We start from the raw sequence: 19,231 nt of genomic DNA, 5'->3' as shown, positions 1-19,231 counted from the left end.
CCGGTCAGGCCGGCAGCGCGGCCAGCGCGGCGGCGATCCGCCCGGCCAGCTCCGCGTTGCGCAGCACCAGCCGCACGTTGACCGCGAGGGTGGCCCCCGCGCTAGCGCGGTGCAGGTGGTCCAGCACGAACGGCGTCACGGCCTTGCCCCGGACGCCGTACGCGTCGGCGGCGGCGAGGGCGTCGGCGATGACCCGGTCGTGCAGGCCGCGGTCCAGCTCCTCCTCGACGGGCAGCGGGTTGGCCACCACCACCGCCCCGGCGGACAGCCCCCGCCGCGCGGCGAGCACCGCGGCGGCCTGCGCCGGGTCGTCGACCGACCAGTCCACGGTGGACCCGGAGTCGGCCACGTAGAAGCCGGGGAAGGTCCGGGTGCCGTAGCCGATCACGGTGACCGACAGGCTCTCCAGCCGCTCGAGGGTGGCCGGGACGTCGAGGATCGACTTCACGCCCGCGCAGACGACCGCCAGCGAGGTGCGTGACAGGGCGGTGAGGTCGGCGGACTCGTCGAAGGTCTCGCCTGCCTGACGGTGCACGCCGCCCAGGCCGCCGGTGGCGAACACCCCGATGCCGGCGCGCTCGGCCAGCAGGGCGGTGCTCGACACGGTGGTGGCGCCGGAGACGCCGAGCGCGGCGGCCACGGGCAGGTCCCGCACGCCGAGCTTGGCCAGGTCGGGGTCGGCGCACACCCGGTCGACCTGCGCGGAGGTCAGGCCGACGTGCGCCACGCCGTCCAGCACGGCGATGGTGGCCGGTACCGCGCCCCCCGCCCGGACCGCACCCTCCACGTCGTCGGCCGCGGCCCGGTTGTCCGGCCGCGGCAGGCCGTGGGCCAGCAGCGTGCTCTCCAGGGCGACGACCGGGGCGCCGGCGGCCAGCGCGTCGGCCACCTCGGAGGACAGCTGCAGAGGAGGGGAGGGAGGTGCGGCGGTCACCCTGTCATCATGGACGTCGGTGTCCGGTCCGCCCGGACGAGCCCCGTCCCCGACCCTGGGAGCACCGTCGTGAGCAGCACCGACATCCTCGAGAAGCCCGACGTCCGCGAGGGCGACACCGGCAACGCCAACGAGGTCTTCCACTACGTGCGGAAGAACAAGATCGCCGAGAGCGCGGTGATGGGCACCCTGGTCGAGGCGCTGTGCGGGGAGGTCTTCCCGGTCACCAAGAGCCCCAAGCCGGGCAGCCCGGTCTGCCCCGCCTGCAAGGAGATCTACGAGCAGCTCAAGAAGGACTGAGCCCGCTACATCCTCCGGGCCCGCTCCAGCTTCTCCGCACGGCGCTGCTGCCGGCGCTTCTCGTGCCGGCGCAGCGGCGCGGGCCACCGCTCCTGGACCGTGGCGTTGAGCTCGGCGCCCAGCAGCAGCGCCATGCCGAAGAAGAAGCAGAACAGCAGGACGGCGATCGGGGTCGCCAGCGCGCCGTAGGGCAGCGCCGTGACCAGGATGTCGGAGATGTAGACCCGCAGGACCGTGGCCGCGAGGAAGAAGAAGGTCATCGCCAGCAGGGCGCCGAGCAGGTGCCGGCGCCACGGCAACCGGCGCGGCAGGATCACGTGGTAGAAGCTCGTCAGCGCCAGCACGAGCCCGATCAGGACGACGGGGCCGTAGACGGCGTTCACCAGCACGGTGGCCGTGCCCTGCCAGTCGGCGGGGAAGAGGTCGACCAGCAGGCCGGGCCCCAGGACCAGCAGCGGCAGGGTGAGCACGGCCAGCAGCAGGCCGACGACGAACAGCCACAGCGCCATCAGCCGGGTGGCGATCGGGCCGCGCACGTCACGCTGGTCGTAGGCGATCACGATCGTGTTCATGAAGGTCGCGGTCGCCGAGGAGCCCGCCCACAGGGTGAGCAGGAAGCCGAGGCTGACGATGTCCAGCCGCCCGGACCCGAGGATGTCGGCCAGCGTGGGCCGCACGAGGTCGTCGACGACGTCGGCGGTGAGGGCGTTGGCCGAGGCGTCGACCAGCTGGTCCTCGATGCGGGTGACGGTGTCGCCGCCGATCCAGTCGCCGAGGTAGCCCAGGGACCCGAGCAGCGCGATGAGCAGCGGCGGGATGGCGAGCACCTGCCAGAACGCGGCCTCGCCGGAGAGCCCGAGGATCCGGTCCTGCCAGGCCTTGGCCACCGTCCGGCCGAGCACCTGCGCCGGGACGCGGATGGGCGCCGTCCACCGGGCCGGCGTGCGGGACCGGCCGGCGCCGGACGCGGTGCTGCCGGACGGGCCCCCGTCGGCCGGGAGGTCGGGGGGCTCGCCGGCGTGCGCCGGGGAGCCCCCGGGCAGCACGGCGCTCATCCGACCAGTGTGCACGCCGGACCTGCGGGGAGGGGGACGGCGAGGGGTGTCGCGGCCGGCGGGCCGCCGCGGCTCAGGCCGCCCGGCGCCCGCCCGGACGGCGTCCGGCGGGACCCGGCGCCGGCGCCGGGCCGGACGCGGGAGGGGCGTTGGGGTCCGTGGTGGCCGGGTCGGGCTCCGGCGCGACCGGCACGCAGCGGATGCTGTCCTCGGCCGCGTAGGAGGTGCTGAACGTCTCCCGCCGGATCTCGTCGCCGGTCTGCAGGTCGCGGAAGATGCGGGTCACGGTGACGTCGAAGCCCTGCACGCCGGTCTGGGAGATGCAGGACCCGTCGTCCGGCTTCTCCAGCGACCGGGGCGCGCGGTAGTTGGTGCGCGGCCCCTCGACGGCCTCGATCTCGAAGCGCTTGGTCCCGTAGAAGGTGACCGTGATGGAGCCGCCCCCGCCGGCGGCCGGCACCCACTGCGTGTCGACGAAGACCCCGGTGTCGGAGTCGTTGCGCCACTGCAGGTCGATCTGGCCCTCGTACACCGTCGCCTCGCGGCCGGCGGGGTAGCGGCTGATGTAGAAGGTGTGCGGCTTGTGGTAGACGTCCTCGAGCCCGGCGAAGAACACCGCGTTGAACATCGTCGTGGCGAACTGGCTGATCCCGCCGCCGACCGCGGTGGACAACTGCCCGCCGCTGATGACGTTGGCCGGCACGTAGCCCTGCGCGGTGCCCCGCGGGCCCGTGTAGGTGTTCAGGCTGAACGTCTCGCCCGGGAGCACCAGGGCGCCGTCGACCTCCTCGGCGACCACGCGGATGTTGGTGCCGCTGGCGTTGTTGCCGGTCGAGGTCGTGAAGCTGCTGATCTCCTCGCGGATGCCCAGCGCCTGGGCCTCCTCGGTGGTCAGGTCGGCCGGCACGGGCCCGAGCTCGGCGACGACCTGTCGTGGCGCGGGGGAGGGCAGGACGTCGACGAGCGAGGTCGCCAGCGCCGCCGGGTCGATCCCGGTGCCGTCGACCGACGGGACGACCTGCACCGCGCCGCCGGCCACCTCGAAGCGGGCGTCCTGCGCGGGCTCGCCGAAGGCGGTCAGGTCCTCGCCCATCGCCTCGGCCAGGCGCGCGGGGTCGATGCCGACGGCGAGCTGGCCGTCCTGCGGCGTGAAGGTCAGCGAGGCGGCGATGGCCTCGACGGGCACCTCGACCGAGGCGGTCCCGTCGGAGCTGTCCACGGTCACGGGGGCGGCGAGGCCCGGGGTGACGACCTCGTCGAGGACCCGCTGCGCCTCCTCGGCGGTCACCGCGAACGGGACCTCCTCCACGGGCAGCTCGATCGGTTCCGCGGGGTCGGCGGTGGCCAGGGCGGTGGTGATCGCCTCGACGGCACCCTCCCGGTCCAGCGCGGTGCCGGCCGCCGGCGGGGTGACGGTGGCGGTGGTGCCCTCGATGGCGATCCCGGCGTCCACCGGCACGAGGTCCACCTCGTTGGCGAGGGCGTCCACCCGCTCGGTCAGCGCCGCCTCGCCGGACAGGACCGGGTCGATCTCGCGCTCGGTGAAGAAGCTGGTCAGCCGGGTCCAGGGGTTGAGCGGCTGCCCGGAGGCGGCGTCCACGGTGCCGTCGACGTCCAGCGCGATTCCGGCCTCGGCGGGCAGGAACGGCCGGGACTGCTCGCCGACCTGCAGCGTGTGCTCGGCGGAGATCCGCTCCTCCACCTGCCCGAGCTCGCGGGCCGCCTCGGCGGGGGAGAGGCCGCCGATGTCCACGCCCGCCACGACGGTGTTGCGCGGGACGTCGTCCCCGGCGACGAGCAGGTCCACGCCGTAGGCGCCGCCCAGGACGACGACGGCGGCCGCCGGGGCGAGGACCGCCGGGCGCCGCCACCACGGGCGGCGCGGGGCGCCCGCGGGAGAACCCGGGCCACCGGCTCCGGGGCCGTCGCCACCGGGGCCCCCGCGGTCGTGCCCGTCGGGGCGGTCGCCGCCGCGGTCGTGCCCGCCGGGACCGTCCCCGGCCGGGGCGCCGAAGCCGGGGACGAGGGGCTCGGGGGCCGCGGTGTCCACGTTCGCCGGCGGCCCGCCGATCGTCGCGGTGTCCTGCAGCGCGGCGGTGCCGCCGATCACGGCGGTGTCGTCGGCGGGCGCGTCGGTGATGGCCGCGGTGTCGTGCACGGCGGCGTGGGGCCTGTCGTGGCCGGTGTCGGGCGCGGTGCCGTGCGTGGGCGCCGGGCCGAGGACCGGGGCGGTGTCGCGCATCCCGGACGGCGGCGGGGGCGGCTGGTCACCCGCGAGCTCACCCGGCGCCTGACCGGGGGCGAAGCGGATGTCGGCGGTCGCGTCCCAGGCCGGCTGGACCGGGGCCGGCGGGGTGTCCTCGCCGGTGGCGGGCGCGGGGTCCCCCGGCACGGGGCCGCGGTCGCGGGGGACGGGACGGGTGTCGTCGGACAGCGGGGCCGCGGCGGGGCCGGCGGCCACGGGGCCCTCCTCGGCGGCGGGGACCTCGGCCGGGGCGGCCGACTCGGCGGCGGTCGCCGACGCGGGGTCGGGAGCGGTCCCCGGCGCGGGCTGGGCGGCCTCGGGGGCGGCGTCCGGCGGCGAGGGGGGTGCGGGGGGTGCGGGGGGTGCGGGGGGTGCAGCCTCCGGCGCGGCGGGGACGGGCCCGTCCAGCCGGGCGGTCTCGTCGGAGGTCACGGGGTGCTGCGGCATGGGGTGTTCCTCGGGTGGCCGTCGACCGGGGCTACCCGGGAACGACGGAGCCGCCGGGCCCTCGTCCGCTTCACGCGAACGGGGGACACCGGCGGCGGCGTCGGGTGAGGGCTTCATCGCTGTCCGCGACGATAGCGCCTCCGTGTACTGCGAGAGGGTCTACTCGCCGTCGGTCTCGATGATGTCGGCGGCCATGTCACGGAGCTTGCCCTCGTACTCCCGGGCGTGGTGCCCGCAGAAGACGAGGTCGCTGCCACTGGGGAGGACGACCCGCACCTTGGCCAGCGCACCGCAGCGGTCGCAGTGGAAGGGGACGACGAGGTCGTCGGCGGGGATCGTCGTCGTCAGCGTCTGGGTCATCTGGCTCATCACTCGCTCTCTGCCGCACGGACCCGCGAATGCGGATCGGCCTCCTGCACAGCGCCAGGATGGCTCCCCGTGTTCCCACTGGCGGCGGGTCGGCCGTGGGACCCGCCGTGAGACGGGACACCCGCGACCGGTGGTGCCGGTGGGGTCCAGCAGGGACTCATGCCTGGGTGGTGCTGGTCTGTCGTCGGTCGGTCTGTGGGGTTCCGTGCGCCGGCCTGCTCCGGCTGGTGGGTCCGCTGCTGTTCTGAACGTCGCCAACGCTACGCCGGATACCCGACAGGTGTGGTCGTACACGGCCCGTCCGGCACCAGAGGGTGAGATCGTGACCTCGTCGCAACACAGGCCCCTCGGGGCAACGTGCGGCACACGCGCCGGACATCCGGACGACGACGGCCGGCGCCCCGAGGGGTCGCCGGCCGTCCTGCGGCGGGGTCCTTCGTCAGTCCAGGTAGTCGCGCAGCACCTGGGAGCGGCTGGGGTGGCGCAGCTTGGACATGGTCTTCGACTCGATCTGGCGGATCCGCTCGCGGGTCACGCCGTAGACCTGGCCGATCTCGTCGAGCGTGCGCGGCTGGCCGTCGGTCAGGCCGAACCGCAGCCGGACGACGCCGGCCTCCCGCTCGGACAGCGTCTGCAGCACGCTGGTCAGCTGGTCCTGCATGAGCGTGAAGCTCACCGCGTCGACCGCCACGACGGCCTCGGAGTCCTCGATGAAGTCGCCGAGCTGGCTGTCGCCCTCGTCGCCGATGGTCTGGTCGAGGCTGATGGGCTCCCGGGCGTACTGCTGGATCTCCAGCACCTTGTCCGGGGTGATGTCCATCTCCTTGGCCAGCTCCTCCGGGGTCGGCTCGCGGCCGAGGTCCTGGAGCAGCTCGCGCTGGATGCGGCCGAGCTTGTTGATGACCTCGACCATGTGCACCGGGATGCGGATGGTGCGGGCCTGGTCGGCCATGGCGCGGGTGATGGCCTGGCGGATCCACCACGTGGCGTAGGTGGAGAACTTGTAGCCCTTGGTGTAGTCGAACTTCTCGACCGCGCGGATCAGGCCGAGGTTGCCCTCCTGGATGAGGTCCAGGAACGCCATGCCGCGGCCGGTGTAGCGCTTGGCGAGGGAGACCACCAGGCGGAGGTTGGCCTCCAGCAGGTGGTTCTTGGCGCGCTCGCCGTCGCGGACGATCCAGTTGAGGTCGCGGCGCATCTGCGGGGAGAGCTTCTGGCCCTCCTCCTCGACCTGGCGCAGCCGCTCGGCGGCGTAGAGCCCGGCCTCGATCCGCTTGGCGAGGTCGACCTCCTCCTCGGCGTTGAGGAGGGCGACCTTGCCGATCTGCTTGAGGTAGGCACGGACCGAGTCCGCCGAGGCGGTCATCTCGGCGTCCTTGCGCGCCTGGCGCAGCGCCTCGGACTCCTCCTCGTCGTCCCACTCGAAGTCGCCGCCCTCGGCGGTCTCCTCGGCGGCCGGCTCGTTGTCCGGGCCGTCGGGGCCGGCGACGACGGTCTCGTCGATGCTGAGACCCTCCCCGGCGTCGACGACCGCGACGGCCGACTCCTCGGTCGCGACCGCGGTCAGCACGGCGCCACCCTCGCCCGCGCCGGGCGACGGGGCGATGCTGGGCTTGGTGCGGCTCTTCGTGCCGGTCTTCGCCGGGGCCTTCTTGCTGCGGGCCGCCGCGGGGGCGGCCTTGCCGGCGGCCGTCCTCGCGCGACTGGCGGCGGTGGCGGTGTCCGGTGCGGGCGTTTCGGCGGGCACTCAGGGTTCCTTCCCGTGCTGGGTCCCGTTCCCCGGGGAACCGATCGGTCCCCGGGTAGCGGCCTCGACCGCCGTCGGTGAGCGCTGAGCGGGACCCCGGGGCCCGGCGCGTCGTTTGACCGGCGCGCGGCTGGGGGATGCCTCTCGGCTGGGAGCGACGGGGCGGGGCTCCTCCATTGTAACGACGCCTCGGCGTGGTTCCACCGTGTTCGCGGGCGCGACCTCGCCCGGACGGGGCGCACGGCGACGCCGAACGGTCACCGGTGCGGGTGACCAGGGTCCGAGGACCCGGTTCAGCGGCCGATGCCCTCCGCGGCCGCGAGCGCCGCGCCGACGATCCCGGCGTCGTTGAGCAGCTGGGCCGGCACGACCGGCGTGCGGGTGGACAGCAGGGGCACCCACTTGTCCGCCTTCTTGCTCACCCCGCCGCCCACGATGATCAGGTCGGGCCACACCCCGGCCTCGAGGACGTCGAGGTAGCGGTCGACCCGCTTGGCCCACTGCGGGTAGCTGAGGTCCTCCCGCTCGCGGGCGGCCGCGGAGGCGCTCTTCTCGCCGTCCTCGCCGTCGACCTGGATGTGCCCGAACTCGGTGTTGGGCACGAGGACGCCGTCGGTGAACAGGGCGCTGCCGATGCCGGTGCCGAACGTGAGCATGAGCACCACGCCGTCGTGGCCGCGGCCGGCGCCGTAGCGCATCTCGGCGATGCCGGCGGCGTCGGCGTCGTTGAGGCTCTGCACCGTGCCCGGGATGCGTTCCTCGACCCCCTCGGCCAGGTGCGTCCCCAGCCAGCTCTTGTCCACGTTGGCCGCGGTGTGGGCGATGCCCTTCTTGAGGACGCCGGGGAACGTGACGCCGATCCGCTCGGTCCAGCCGAACTGCCCGACGATCTGGGCGACGGTGTCGAACACCGGCTCGGGCAGGGAGGGCTGCGGCGTCGGGATGCGCACCCGCTCGCCGAGCAGCTCACCGCGCTCGAGGTCGACCACGCACCCCTTGATCCCGCTGCCGCCGATGTCCACGCCGAAGCCCTGCACGGCGTCACCCTAAGAGGCCCGCCGCGCCGCGCGCGCCCCGCGGGCCCGCGGCAGGCCCCGGAAGGGTGGGACCGGTCCGGCGGGGCAGGATCGCGGGGTGACCGCGCCCCCGCCGCCCGCCGCCCTGCTCGACCTGGCCGTCGCCACGGCCGCCGAGGCCGCCGCGCTCATCGCCCGGGAACGGGCGGGCGCGGCGGCGCAGGTGGACACGAAGTCCAGCCCGACCGACGTGGTCACCGCCGTGGACCGGGCCGCGGAGGAGCTGATCACCGGCCGGCTGCTCGGCGCCCGGCCCGCCGACGGGCTGCTGGGGGAGGAGGGCGGCGAGCGGCCCGGCACCACCGGCGTGCGCTGGGTGGTCGACCCCGTCGACGGCACGGTGAACCTGCTGTACGGCCTGCCGGCCTTCGCCGTGTCGATCGCGGCCGAGGTCGACGGGCAGGTGGTCGCCGGCGTGGTGCACAACGTGCTGACCGGGGAGCGCTACACGGCCACGGCCGGCGGCGGCGCCTTCGAGACCTCTCCGGCCCGGCCGGAGCCCGTCCGGCTGGGGGCGAGCAGCCCGGCGTCGCTGGAGCAGACCCTCGTCCTCACCGGCTTCGGCTACCGGGTGGAGCAGCGGCGCGTGCAGGGCGCGGTCGTCGCCGAGCTGCTGCCGCAGGTGCGCGACATCCGCCGGCACGGCTCCTCGGCCCTGGACCTGTGCACCGTGGCGGCCGGCCGTGCGGACGCCTATTACGAGACCGGTCTCAAGCCCTGGGACCACGCCGCCGGGGCGCTGGTGGCCGCGGAGGCGGGCGCGGTGGTCACCGGCCTGCCGGGCCGGCCGTTCGCGGAGCCGATGGCGATCGCGGTGGCCCCGTCGGTGGCCGGGCCGTTCGTCGACCTGGTGACCCGCCTGCACGCCTGACCGGCGTCCTCCCTCACCGCAGCGCGTCCTCCCTCACGCCAGCGCGTCCTCCCTCACCGCAGACCGTGAGGGAGGACGCGCCACGATCAGGGGACCTGATCGTGGCGCGGGGTCGGGCGGGGTCAGCCGGCGACGGCCTGGTCGCACTCCGCCGCGGCGCTCGACGCCGGGTTGAGCACGGCGGCGACCTCCTCCGGCGTCCGCAGCCCGGCGAACTCCGGGCCGATGACGACGTCGACGAGGTCGGTGGCGCGGGTGTCCAGCCAGTCGCCGGCGCCCTCGAGGTACACGGCCATGTAGGAGGCGACCTCGGTGCCGGGGTGGCCGTGCCGGATCTCGCCGACCCCGGTGACCTCGCGGTCGGTCGGGTCGTTGGCGATCTCCTCCACGGTGAACCCGCGGCCCTGCAGGTCGGCGGCGACCTGCTGGGCGAGCCCGGCGGTGTCGGTGGCGTTGAACACGCGCAGCCGCACCGTGGAGGGGTCCAGCTGCGGCGGGGCGGTGGAGGCGACCGCGCAGGCGGCGTCCTCCCGCTCCTCCTCGGCGGCGGCGTCCCCGAACACCTTCCACCACACGCCGAGCGCGGCGATGGCCAGCACCAGCAGGAAGATGATCGGGGGGAGGGGACGGCGTCCGCTGCGCGGGCGGACCGCCGGACGGTCGGTGGTCGTGCTCACCGCTGCTCCAGTCCCACGGCGCGGGAGTCTAGGGGCGGCCGCTCGCCCTAGATCGCATCGTCGTCCAGCGCGGCGCGTCCTCGCTCCACGCAGCCGTCGATGCGCTCGGCGAAGCCGCTGGTGTCCTTGCCGGCCATGGCGCCGGCCGCGGAGCGGGCGACGATCCCCGCCACGATCGCCGCGAACTTGAAGTAGGCGAAGCCGACGTACCAGGACAGGTCGGACAGGTCCATGCCGCTGCGCTGCGCGTACCGCTCGGCGATGTCCCGGCGGGTGGGGAAGCCGGGCAGCGCGGTGACCGCGGTCTGCACCGCCGGGGGCACCTCGCCGGGCTCGGGCCAGTAGATGAACAGCATGCCGATGTCGGTCAGCGGGTCGCCGAGCGTGGACATCTCCCAGTCCAGCACCGCGCGGATCCGGCCCGGCGTGCCCGGGTCGAGCAGGCAGTTGTCCAGCCGGTAGTCGCCGTGGACGACCCCGGACCGCTGGGTCGCCGGCACGGTCTCGGTCAGCCGGGCGGCCAGGGCGTCCATCTCCGGCCGCTCGCGGTCGCGGGTGGCGTCCCACTGCTTGGCCCAGCGCCGCACCTGGCGGGCGGTGAAGCCCTCCGGGCGGCCGAAGTCGCCCAGCCCGACCGCCGCCGGGTCGACCGCGTGCAGGTCGGCCAGCACGTCGACCAGCCCGTCGCCGATCGCCCGCCGCTGGGCCGGCTCGTCCGCGTAGCCGGGGGGCAGCGCGTCCACGACGTGCACCCCGTCGACCTTCTCCATCACGTAGAAGGGCGCCCCGAGGACGGCGGTGTCGGTGCACAGGTGCAGCGTCCGCGGCACCGGGACGGCGGTCCCGCCCAGCGCGGAGATCACCCGGTGCTCCCGCGCCATGTCGTGCGCGGTGGCCAGCACGGCGCCGGTGGGCGGCCGGCGCAGGATCACCGCGTCGTCCGCGGAACCGCCCTCGGGCGTGACCACGTACGTGAGGTTGGACATGCCCGCGGCGATCAGGTCGACGGTGACCCGCCGCCAGCGCTCGTCGCCCAGCGCGGTGGCGAGGTAGGGGCCCACGACGGCCGGATCAGCACCCACAGGAGTCGACACGGCCGCAGGGTAACCTCTGGCGCTCCGCGGCCCCCCGGGCCCGATCCGGCGCGGATGTGTCGGACGCGACCAGCCGGGCACAAACCGGGGCCGCACGGCGTTGGGGGGCCTGCCGGTCCTCCGCCGCCAGGCCCGCGAGCCGGGAACGGGGTGGCCCGGCGGCGGATCCCCAGCGCCCGGCGAGACGTGCCGGGCGCCGGGACCGACCACCCGGTCGCCCCGTGCGACCGGCCAGGACGGTGGCCCCCGGGCCACCGTCGACGAGGCGGGCGAGAGCCCGACAGCACCCCGGAGGAGGGGCACATCCCATGGCCACCGACTACGACGCCCCGCGCCGCAACGAGGCGGACGAGCTCGGCGAGGACTCGCTCGAGGAACTCAAGGCGCGGCGCGCGGAGGCACAGTCCTCGTCCGTCGACGTGGACGAGACCGACTTCAACGAGAACCTCGAGCTGCCCGGCGCCGACCTGAGCAACGAGGAGCTCACCGTCCGCGTGCTGCCCAAGCAGGAGGACGAGTTCACCTGCTCGCGCTGCTTCCTGGTGCAGCACCGCAGCCGGCTCGCCTCGACCCGCGGCGACCAGCTGTTCTGCCGGGACTGCGCTGCCTGAGGTCCGCCCGTGACGCACTCCTCCCGAACCGGCCCCGCGCGGGACGTGCCGCCACCGCGGCCCGTCCCCGCGCCGGGCGGCCCGACCCCGGACGCGCCCGAGGGCGGCGCCGCCCGGGCGGCCCGGCTGCTCGCCGACGCCGTCTCCGGTCTGCTCGGCGACCCGGGCCGCGCGACGGCGACCGACGGGACGACCGGCGGGACCGCCGGCGGCGCCCGCGCGGTGGGCAGCACGCTGCGCGACGTGGCGGCGGCGGTCACCGCGGTGCTGGGCGCCGGCCGGGCGCGCGGCGGGGCCGGGCCGTCGGCCGCCCCGGACGACGAGCGGGGGCCCGCGGGGCCGCTGGGCGGCCTGCTGGCCGCCGCCGCCCCGCGGCTGCCGATCCGCGATGCGGCCCGGCTGCGGGCCGCCCACCCCGGCGCCTCGGACGAGGAGATCGCCGACGCGCTGGTCGCCCGCGCCGGCCGGCTCACCGCCGCGGTGGGCGCGGCGACCGGCGGCCTGTCGGCGGCGCACTGGTTCGCGCCGCCGTCCCTCCTCGCGCTGCCCCTGGAGCTCGCCGCCGAGACGGTCCTGGTCGCGGCGGTGGAGGTCGTGCTGCTCGGCGAGCTGCACGAGCTGCACGGCCGGGCGCCGCACGGCGACGCCCGCGAGCGGGCCGCGGCCTACCTGGCCAGCTGGTCGGCGCAGCACGCCGTCGACCGGGCCGGCACGGCCGGGCTCGGCACGGTGCTCGGCAGCGCCGGCTTCCGGGCCCTGCGCCGCCGCCTCGGGCGCCGCCTGGCCCGCAGCGCCCCCGCCGCCGCCCCCTTCCTGCTGGGCGCCGCCCTGGGGGGCCGCGGCAACCGCAAGGCCACCGAGACGCTGGCCCGCCGGATCCTCACCGACCTGCGCCGGTCGCCGCGCTGAGCCGCGGCGGCCTCCGGTGGCCGCGGGGCGGTCCTCCTAGGATCGGGCCCGTGCTGCATCCCCCCGTCGCCGCCGGTCCCGCCGAGGTGGAGGTGCCGGTGCGGCTGTCCGGGCCGGAGGCCGTCCCGCCCCGCTACGCCCTCCCGGGCGACGCCGGCGCCGACCTGTCGGTGACCGAGGACGTCGAGCTCGCCCCGCTGCAGCGGGCCCTGGTCGGCACCGGGGTGGCCGTGGCGATCCCGGAGGGGTACGCCGGTTTCGTGCACCCGCGCTCGGGCCTGGCGCACCGGCTCGGGCTGAGCCTGGTCAACGCGCCGGGGACCATCGACGCCGGCTACCGGGGGGAGATCAAGGTGAACCTGGTGAACCTGGACCCGACGACGCCGCTGACCCTGCGGCGCGGTGACCGGGTGGCCCAGCTGGTGGTGCAGCCGGTGGTGCGCGCCCGGTTCGTGCCGGTCGAGCAGCTGCCGGGCACCGAGCGGGGCGACGGCGGGCACGGCTCCACCGGCGTGGGCGGGGAGGCCTGAGATGCCGTTCGGACGCCGGCGCAACCGGATCGACCGCAGCCTGCGGGAGAAGGGCGTCCCGCCCGAGCCGCAGATCCGGATCCGCGAGGTCGAGGAGACCACCGGCCCCTACGACGCGGCCGACGCCCCCGACGACGGGCGGAGCCGCATCGACCTCGGCTCGCTGCGGCTGCCCGCGGTGGGTGGCATGGAGCTGCGGGTCGACGTCAACCAGCAGCAGAAGGTCATCGGCGCCACCCTGCGCTACGGCGACTCGCTGCTGCAGGTGTCGGCGTTCGCCGCGCCCCGGGCCACCGGCATCTGGGACGACGTCCGCGCCGACCTCGCGCGCAGCGCCTCGGGCCAGGGCGGCAGCCTCAAGGAGGTCGACGGCCCGTTCGGGCCCGAGCTCGCCGGGCACGTCCGGGTGACGCCCGCCGCGCCGCAGGGCCAGGCCGCGCCGGCCCCGGTGCGCCGGGCCACCCGCTTCCTCGGCGTCGACGGCCCGCGCTGGTTCCTACGCGGGATGATCAGCGGCCCCGCCGCCGAGGACCCCGGCGCCGCCGCCCCGCTCGAGGACGTCTTCCGCGGGATCGTCGTCGTCCGCGGGACCGACCCCATGCCGGTGCGCGAGCAGCTCCCGCTCACCCTGCCGCCGCAGGCCGCCGCCCAGGTGGCGGCCCAGCAGGCCGCGCGGCAGCAGGCCCGGCAGCAGCCGGGACCGGACGCCGCCCGCCCGGCCACCCCGCCGCAGGCTTGAGCACGACCGTCGCCTACGGGCCGCACCCCGACCAGTTCCTCGAGCTGACGCTCCCCGGCGCCGCCCCGGCCGGCCCCGCGCCGGTGGTCGTCGTGCTGCACGGCGGCTTCTGGCGGTCCGCCTACGGCGTGGAGCTGGCCCGCCCGCTGGCCGCCGACCTGGCCGCGGCCGGCTTCGCCGCGGTCGCGGTCGAGTACCGCCGGGTCGGCGCGGGCGGGGGCTGGCCGGCGACCGTGGCGGACGTCGCCGCCGCCCTGGACACCCTGCCCGGCCTGGCGGAGGAGCACGGGCTCGACCTCGGCGACGTCGCCGTGGTCGGCCACTCCGCCGGCGGTCACCTCGCCGCCTGGGCCGCCGGCCGCGCGCTGCTGCCCGCCGGGTCGCCGGGCGCCGGCCCGCGGGTGCGGGTCGCCGCCGCGGTCCTGCAGGCCGGGGTGCTCGACCTCGGGCGGGCCGACGCGCAGGGCCTGGGCCGCGGCGCGGTGCGCGAGTTCCTCGGCGGGCCGCCCACCCCGGAGCTGCTCGCCCTCGCCGACCCGGTGCGGCTGCTGCCCACCGGCGCCGACGTCCTGTGCGTGCACGGCACCGGCGACGACGTCGTCCCGCCCGAGCAGAGCGAGCGCTACGCGGCGGCCGCCGCGCAGGCCGGGGACCGGGTGCAGGTGCGGCCGGTGCCCGGCGACCACATGGTGCTGATCGACCCGGCCGGCCCGGCCTGGGCGACGGCCCGGGACTGGCTGCGGACCCGCCGCGACCGGCGCGCCGGCGGGACTACCCTGGAGCCGTGACAGAGACCCGGCCGGCCGGCTGGTTCACCCGGACCCTCCAGCGGCTCACCGCCGACGACCAGACCCGCGACGCGGAACTGCTGCGCGAGGAGGTGGCCAACACCGGCTGCGAGGCCGTCAGCGCCTGCCGCAAGGGCGCGGTGGTCACCGTGACCGGCCGGCTGAAGTCGGTCGTCTACACCCCGCGCGAGACCGTGCCCACGCTCGAGGCGGAGCTGTTCGACGGCTCCGGCTCGGTGACGCTGGTGTGGCTGGGCCGCCGGCGGATCCCCGGCATCGAGCCCGGGCGCACGCTCACCGCGCGGGGCCGGTTCGGCTCCTTCGAGGGGCGTGAGGTCATCTACAACCCCTGGTACGAGCTGGGCCTCGGGTGACGGCTGCGGCCGGCAGCGAGCGCCCCGCGGAGGGCGCGGCGGGGGAGGAGCGGCCCGGTCCGGAGGAGGCGGTCGCCGCCACGCGGGCCGGCGTGTTCGACCGGCACCTGGTGCTCGACCAGCTGGGCGGCTGGCGCGGCATGGTCGACGCCACCCTGCCGACGGTGGCGTTCATCGTCGCCAACTCGCTCGGCGGGCTGCGGGTCGGCATCTGGAGCGCGATCGGCGCCGCCGTCCTGGTCTTCCTGCTCCGCCTGGTGCGGCGGGAGAGCGTGCAGCAGGCCTTCAGCGGGCTGTTCGCCGTCGGCATCGCCGTGGCGATCGCGGCCTACTCCGGGCAGGCCCGCGACTTCTACGTCATCGGGATCATCCGCAACGCGGCCATCGGGGTCGTGCTGCTGGGGTCGGTCGTCGTCCGCTGGCCCCTGGTCGGCGTGATCGCCGAGTTCCTGGCGCCCAGCCACCTGGGCGCGATGGCCGCGCACGCGGCGCACCCGCCGGGGCTGCGCGGCCGCCTGCACCGTGCCTCGGCGGCGCTGCGGCCCGGCGAGCGCGACCCGCACACCGGCGAGCGCGCCGCCGACCCCGAGGCGGAGTGCCACTGGCGCGACGACCCCCGCCTGGTCCGTGCCTACGGCTGGCTGACCGTGCTGTGGGGCGTCGTCTTCCTGGTCCGGGCGGCGATCACCGGCCCGCTGTACTTCCAGAGCGAGGACGGCGACGCCACGGTGCTCGGCGTCGTGTCGCTGCTCCTGGGCATCCCGGTGACCGTCGTCGAGGTCGCGGTGACCCTGTGGGTCGTCGCCCGGCTGCACCGCCACCGCTCGGCGCCGGCGCAGCCCCCGGCGGCCGGACCGGGGCCGGCGGTCCGGGAGACGGGCTCGGCCTCCTAGACGGGGCGGGCCGCGGAGAGGACCTCCTGCAGCTGCTCCTCGACGTCGGCGTGGGTGACGAACAGCAGCTCGTCACCGGCCTCCAGCGGCTCGTCCGGGCTGGGCGTGATGACCCGGTCGCCGCGCAGCACGGCTGTCAGCACCGTCTCGCGGGGCAGCGGCACGTCGCGCAGCGGCCGGCCGACCCACGGGGTGTCCTCGGCCAGGGTGATCTCCACCAGGTTGGCCGCGCCCTTGCGGAAGGACATCAGCCGGACGACGTCGCCCACGGTCACGGCCTCCTCGACCAGGGCGGCCAGCACCCGCGGGGTGGAGACGGCGACGTCCACGCCCCACGCCTCGGTGTAGAGCCACTCGTTGCGCGGGTCCTTGACCCGGGCGACGACGCGGTTGACCGCGAACTCGGTCTTGGCCAGCAGCGAGACGACCAGGTTGGCCTTGTCGTCGCCGGTGGCCGCGACCACCACGTCGCAGGTGGCCAGCTGCGCCTCCTCCAGCGAGGAGACCTCGCAGGCGTCGGCCTGCACCCACTCGGCGCCCGGCACCGCCCGGGTGCGCACCTTGCGCGGGTCCTTCTCGATGAGCATCACGGTGTGCCCGTTGCTCAGCAGCTCGCCGGCGATGGAGCGACCCACGGCGCCGGCGCCGACGATGGCGACGCGCATCAGTCCTGCCCTCCCTCGGGCCCGCGCTCGACGATCTCGTGCACCTTCGGCGTGATCGCGTCGGTCGCGGCGAGGACGAGCTGGTCGCCGTCCTGCAGGACCGTGCCGAACGTGGCCAGCTGCGCCTGCCCGAACCGGACCAGCCAGGCCGCCCGCGCGCCGGTGGCCTTCTCCAGCTCGACGAGCTTGTGGCCCACCCACGCGTCGGTGACGGTCACCCGCAGCATCAGCACCTGGCCGGTGGGCTCGCGCCACAGCTCGTTGACCTTGACCGAGAGCAGCTCGCGCAGGAGGCGGTTCACCGTCCACGGCACGGTGGCCACGCTGGGGATGCCCATCCGTTCGTAGACCTCGGCGCGCTTGGAGTCGTAGATGCGGGCGACGACGTGCTGCACGCCGAACGTCTCGCGGGCGACCCGGGCGCTGATGATGTTGGAGTTGTCGCCGCTGCTCACCGCGGCGAAGGCGCCGGCGGAGTCGATGCCGGCGTCGAGCAGCGTCTGCCGGTCGAAGCCGAGCCCGGTGACCTGCCGGCCGGCGAAGTCGGGACCGAGGCGGCGGAACGCCTCCGGGTCCTGGTCGATCACCGCGACGCTGTGGCCGACCTCCTCCAGCCGCCGCGCGATGGCCGAGCCGACGCGGCCGCAGCCCATGACGACCACGTGCACGTTGTCGCTCCCCGGATCTCGCCGTGCGGGCCCTCGCCCGTACCGCGCGCGAAGCTACACCCGCGCGGGGCGTCGGGGCGGCCCGTCGAGGTGTCCTCCCTCTCACGGGCGGTGTCGGGGCACGGCGGGCCCCGCGCTCCGTACCATCGCCGCCGTGCCATCGCTGTCCGACCTCGGACAACTCCCGAAACGGCTCGTCCTGGGGCGGCCGGTCCGCAGCGACCGCGCCGGCGAGTCGCTGCTGCCGAAGTACCTGGCGCTGCCGATCTTCGCCAGCGACCCGCTGTCCTCCGTGGCCTACGCCACGCAGGAGGTGCTGATCGTCCTCACCCTGGCCGGGACGGCGTTCCTGTTCCTCGCCCCGTGGCTGGCCGTCGGCGTCGTCGTCCTGCTGGCGACCGTGGTGCTGTCCTACCGCCAGGTGGTGCGCGCCTACCCGTCCGGCGGCGGCGACTACGAGGTTGCGATGAAGAACCACGGGCAGTTCGCGGGGCTCACGGTGGCCAGCGCCCTGCTCGTGGACTACGTGCTCACCGTCGCCGTGTCGGTCTCCGCCGGCACCGACAACATCATCTCGGCGTTCCCGGCGCTCGACGAGCACCGGGTCGCGATCGCGCTGGGCCTGGTGGCGGTCCTGGCGGCGGCGAACCTGCGCGGCGTGCGGGAGTCGGGCAAGACCTTCGCCGTCCCCACGTACCTGTTCGTCGCCGGGATCATGGTCATGATCGTCACCGGCCTGATCCGCGACTTCTTCACCGACGACCCGGTGCGCGCCGAGAGCGCCGCGTGGTCGATCACCCCGGAGCCCGGCTACGAGAACGTGGCCGGCCTGGCGCTGGTGTTCTTCGCGCTGCGCGCCTTCGCGTCCGGCTGCACCGCCCTGACCGGGGTGGAGGCCATCGCCAACGGCGTCCCCGCGTTCAAGCCGCCGAAGAGCCGGAACGCCGCCACCACGCTCGCCCTGATGGGCGGGATCGCCGCGACCATGTTCGCCGGGGTGACGGCGCTGGCGCTGCTGGCCGACGTCAAGTACGCCGAGAACGCCTGCGACCTCGAGGGCTTCGCGAACTGCGACACCGAGCCGCAGCGCACCGTCATCGCGCAGCTGGCCGCGGCCACCTTCGGCGGGGACACCTCGGTCGGCTTCTTCTACGTGCAGGCGTTCACCGCCCTGGTGCTCATCCTGGCGGCCAACACCGCCTTCAACGGCTTCCCGCTGCTGGGCTCGGTGCTCGCGCAGGACCGCTTCATGCCGCGCCAGCTGCACACCCGCGGCGACAAGCTCGTCTACAGCAACGGCATCCTGCTGCTGGCCGGGTTCGCGGCGCTGCTGATCGTGGCGTTCGAGGCCGACCCGAACCGGCTGATCCAGATGTACATCGTCGGCGTCTTCACCAGCTTCAGCATCGGCCAGTGGGGCATGGTGCGGCACTGGAACCGCGAGCTGCGGACGACGACCGACGCGGCCGAGCGCCGGCGGATCCGCCGGTCGCAGACGATCAACACGATCGGCGGCACGCTGACCACCGTCGTCCTGCTGATCATCATCGTCACCAAGTTCACCCGCGGCGCGTACCTGGTCCTGCTGGTGATGCCGGTGCTGTTCGTGCTCATGCGGGCGATCAACCGGCACTACTCGCACGTCTCCGAGCAGCTCGTCCCGGACACCGACTCGCGGCTGCTGCCCAGCCGCGTGCACGCCATCGTGCTGGTCTCCAAGGTGCACAAGCCGACGCTGCGGGCGCTCGCCTTCGCCCGGGCCACCCGCCCGGACGTGCTGACCGCGCTCACGGTCAACGTGGACGACGCCGAGCTGCGCGGCCTGCAGGCGGACTGGGAGCGCTACGACATCCCGGTGCCGCTGACGGTGCTGGAGTCGCCCTTCCGGGAGATCACCCGGCCGGTCGTCGACTACGTGAAGGCCGTGCGCCGCAAGAGCCCGCGCGAGCTGGTGGTGGTGTTCGTCCCGCAGTACGTCGTCGGCCACTGGTGGGAGAACCTGCTGCACAACCAGAGCGCCCTGCGGCTGCGCGCCCGCCTGCAGTTCCAGCCCGGCGTCATGATCACCACGGTGCCCTGGCAGCTGGAGAGCTCGGTCGGGCGCGGGGAGGACGACGGACGCCGCGGCGGGCCCGCGCCGGGCGACCTGCGCCGGGGCATCACCGACGACGCGGACGCCACTCCCTATGGCTGACCGGCGGCGCCGACCGGCCGGCCCCGCGCCCCGCGCGACCCGGCC

20 protein-coding genes are annotated in these 19,231 nt (G+C 75.5%); 10 read left to right on the top strand and 10 right to left on the bottom strand.

What is annotated here, in order from left to right; translation table 11 throughout:
* Positions 1-4 precede the first annotated feature (4 nt).
* Complete coding sequence (locus tag ACI79F_RS18260) at positions 5-934, bottom strand: pseudouridine-5'-phosphate glycosidase (RefSeq protein ID WP_456546509.1); 930 nt, start codon at positions 932-934, stop codon at positions 5-7.
* Positions 935-1,003: 69 nt separating this feature from the next.
* On the opposite strand from ACI79F_RS18260, the gene ACI79F_RS18255 reads away from it, so the two are divergent.
* Positions 1,004-1,234 carry a DUF3039 domain-containing protein gene (locus ACI79F_RS18255; protein WP_456546508.1) on the top strand — a complete coding sequence of 77 codons (231 nt, stop codon included), beginning with the start codon at positions 1,004-1,006 and terminating at the stop codon, positions 1,232-1,234.
* A 5-nt stretch (positions 1,235-1,239) separates the two neighbouring features.
* On the opposite strand, the gene ACI79F_RS18250 is transcribed toward ACI79F_RS18255, so the two are convergent.
* The 5 genes from ACI79F_RS18250 to ppgK form a co-directional block, all read right to left on the bottom strand.
* Positions 1,240-2,289 carry a YihY/virulence factor BrkB family protein gene (locus ACI79F_RS18250; protein WP_456546507.1) on the bottom strand — a complete coding sequence of 350 codons (1,050 nt, stop codon included), beginning with the start codon at positions 2,287-2,289 and terminating at the stop codon, positions 1,240-1,242.
* 73 nt (positions 2,290-2,362) lie between these two features.
* Entirely contained in the window at positions 2,363-4,981 is a 2,619-nt protein-coding gene (locus ACI79F_RS18245; protein WP_456546506.1) for a VanW family protein, read from the bottom strand.
* A 159-nt stretch (positions 4,982-5,140) separates the two neighbouring features.
* Positions 5,141-5,341: a DUF7455 domain-containing protein gene (locus ACI79F_RS18240; RefSeq protein WP_456546505.1), complete on the bottom strand. Its 201-nt coding sequence runs from the start codon at positions 5,339-5,341 to the stop codon at positions 5,141-5,143.
* Between the two features lie 448 nt (positions 5,342-5,789).
* A complete protein-coding gene (locus ACI79F_RS18235; protein ID WP_456546504.1) occupies positions 5,790-7,097 on the bottom strand; it encodes an RNA polymerase sigma factor in 1,308 nt (435 codons plus the stop codon).
* Positions 7,098-7,390: 293 nt separating this feature from the next.
* Complete coding sequence (gene ppgK, locus ACI79F_RS18230) at positions 7,391-8,134, bottom strand: polyphosphate--glucose phosphotransferase (protein ID WP_456546503.1); 744 nt, start codon at positions 8,132-8,134, stop codon at positions 7,391-7,393.
* A 97-nt stretch (positions 8,135-8,231) separates the two neighbouring features.
* Here ppgK and ACI79F_RS18225 point away from each other — a divergent pair, with 97 nt between their 5' ends.
* Positions 8,232-9,044, top strand: a complete 813-nt coding sequence (locus tag ACI79F_RS18225) for an inositol monophosphatase family protein (RefSeq protein ID WP_456546502.1) — start codon at positions 8,232-8,234, stop codon at positions 9,042-9,044.
* Positions 9,045-9,166: 122 nt separating this feature from the next.
* Here the strand turns inward: ACI79F_RS18225 and ACI79F_RS18220 are convergent, their stop codons facing one another.
* Both ACI79F_RS18220 and ACI79F_RS18215 read right to left on the bottom strand, forming a co-directional pair.
* Positions 9,167-9,721, bottom strand: a complete 555-nt coding sequence (locus ACI79F_RS18220; protein WP_456546501.1) for a LytR C-terminal domain-containing protein — start codon at positions 9,719-9,721, stop codon at positions 9,167-9,169.
* Positions 9,722-9,768: 47 nt separating this feature from the next.
* On the bottom strand, positions 9,769-10,815 hold the full coding sequence (locus ACI79F_RS18215) for a phosphotransferase family protein (protein WP_456546500.1): 1,047 nt from the start codon (positions 10,813-10,815) through the stop codon (positions 9,769-9,771).
* Between the two features lie 308 nt (positions 10,816-11,123).
* Here ACI79F_RS18215 and ACI79F_RS18210 point away from each other — a divergent pair, with 308 nt between their 5' ends.
* Genes ACI79F_RS18210 through ACI79F_RS18180 form a run of 7 tightly spaced genes read left to right on the top strand, consistent with a single transcriptional unit; the run spans position 11,124 to position 15,659 of the window.
* Positions 11,124-11,426, top strand: coding sequence for a DUF4193 domain-containing protein (locus tag ACI79F_RS18210; protein WP_456546499.1), 303 nt, complete (start codon positions 11,124-11,126; stop codon positions 11,424-11,426).
* A 9-nt stretch (positions 11,427-11,435) separates the two neighbouring features.
* Positions 11,436-12,335 carry a hypothetical protein gene (locus ACI79F_RS18205; protein ID WP_456546498.1) on the top strand — a complete coding sequence of 300 codons (900 nt, stop codon included), beginning with the start codon at positions 11,436-11,438 and terminating at the stop codon, positions 12,333-12,335.
* Positions 12,336-12,385: 50 nt separating this feature from the next.
* Positions 12,386-12,865 (top strand): dUTP diphosphatase, encoded by a 480-nt coding sequence (gene dut, locus ACI79F_RS18200; RefSeq protein WP_456546497.1) that lies wholly within the window; start codon positions 12,386-12,388, stop codon positions 12,863-12,865.
* Between the two features lies 1 nt (position 12,866).
* Positions 12,867-13,604: a DUF3710 domain-containing protein gene (locus ACI79F_RS18195; RefSeq protein ID WP_456546496.1), complete on the top strand. Its 738-nt coding sequence runs from the start codon at positions 12,867-12,869 to the stop codon at positions 13,602-13,604.
* Positions 13,601-14,392 (top strand): alpha/beta hydrolase family protein, encoded by a 792-nt coding sequence (locus tag ACI79F_RS18190; protein ID WP_456546495.1) that lies wholly within the window; start codon positions 13,601-13,603, stop codon positions 14,390-14,392. Before ACI79F_RS18195 ends, ACI79F_RS18190 begins: the two co-directional genes overlap by 4 nt.
* Positions 14,389-14,766: an OB-fold nucleic acid binding domain-containing protein gene (locus ACI79F_RS18185; protein WP_456546494.1), complete on the top strand. Its 378-nt coding sequence runs from the start codon at positions 14,389-14,391 to the stop codon at positions 14,764-14,766. Before ACI79F_RS18190 ends, ACI79F_RS18185 begins: the two co-directional genes overlap by 4 nt.
* Positions 14,763-15,659 (top strand): DUF3159 domain-containing protein, encoded by an 897-nt coding sequence (locus tag ACI79F_RS18180; protein ID WP_456546493.1) that lies wholly within the window; start codon positions 14,763-14,765, stop codon positions 15,657-15,659. The genes ACI79F_RS18185 and ACI79F_RS18180 overlap by 4 nt, the downstream gene beginning before the upstream one ends.
* On the opposite strand, the gene ACI79F_RS18175 is transcribed toward ACI79F_RS18180, so the two are convergent.
* Positions 15,656-16,324, bottom strand: a complete 669-nt coding sequence (locus ACI79F_RS18175; protein ID WP_456546492.1) for a potassium channel family protein — start codon at positions 16,322-16,324, stop codon at positions 15,656-15,658. The genes ACI79F_RS18180 and ACI79F_RS18175 overlap by 4 nt on opposite strands.
* Entirely contained in the window at positions 16,324-16,992 is a 669-nt protein-coding gene (locus ACI79F_RS18170) for a potassium channel family protein (protein WP_456546491.1), read from the bottom strand. The genes ACI79F_RS18175 and ACI79F_RS18170 overlap by 1 nt, the downstream gene beginning before the upstream one ends.
* A gap of 154 nt (positions 16,993-17,146) precedes the next feature.
* Here ACI79F_RS18170 and ACI79F_RS18165 point away from each other — a divergent pair, with 154 nt between their 5' ends.
* The gene (locus ACI79F_RS18165) at positions 17,147-19,186 is read left to right on the top strand and encodes an APC family permease (RefSeq protein ID WP_456546490.1); all 2,040 of its coding nucleotides are present in this window, start codon (positions 17,147-17,149) and stop codon (positions 19,184-19,186) included.
* Positions 19,187-19,231 lie beyond the last annotated feature (45 nt).

It is taken from the genome of Blastococcus sp. SYSU D00868 (genome assembly GCF_054050575.1).
The sequence above is the reverse complement of the archived record's forward strand: the minus strand, read 5'-3'. Positions and strand labels throughout refer to the sequence as shown.

Bases quoted from the DNA above. Each gene is read 5' to 3' on its own strand.
- ACI79F_RS18250 (WP_456546507.1), bottom strand. From the start codon at position 2,289: ATGAGCGCCGTGCTGCCCGGGGGCTCCCCGGCGCACGCCGGCGAGCCC.
- ACI79F_RS18245 (WP_456546506.1), bottom strand. From the start codon at position 4,981: ATGCCGCAGCACCCCGTGACCTCCGACGAGACCGCCCGGCTGGACGGG.
- ACI79F_RS18195 (WP_456546496.1), top strand. From the start codon at position 12,867: ATGCCGTTCGGACGCCGGCGCAACCGGATCGACCGCAGCCTGCGGGAG.
- ACI79F_RS18175 (WP_456546492.1), bottom strand. From the start codon at position 16,324: ATGCGCGTCGCCATCGTCGGCGCCGGCGCCGTGGGTCGCTCCATCGCC.
- ACI79F_RS18240 (WP_456546505.1), bottom strand. From the start codon at position 5,341: ATGACCCAGACGCTGACGACGACGATCCCCGCCGACGACCTCGTCGTC.
- ACI79F_RS18210 (WP_456546499.1), top strand. From the start codon at position 11,124: ATGGCCACCGACTACGACGCCCCGCGCCGCAACGAGGCGGACGAGCTC.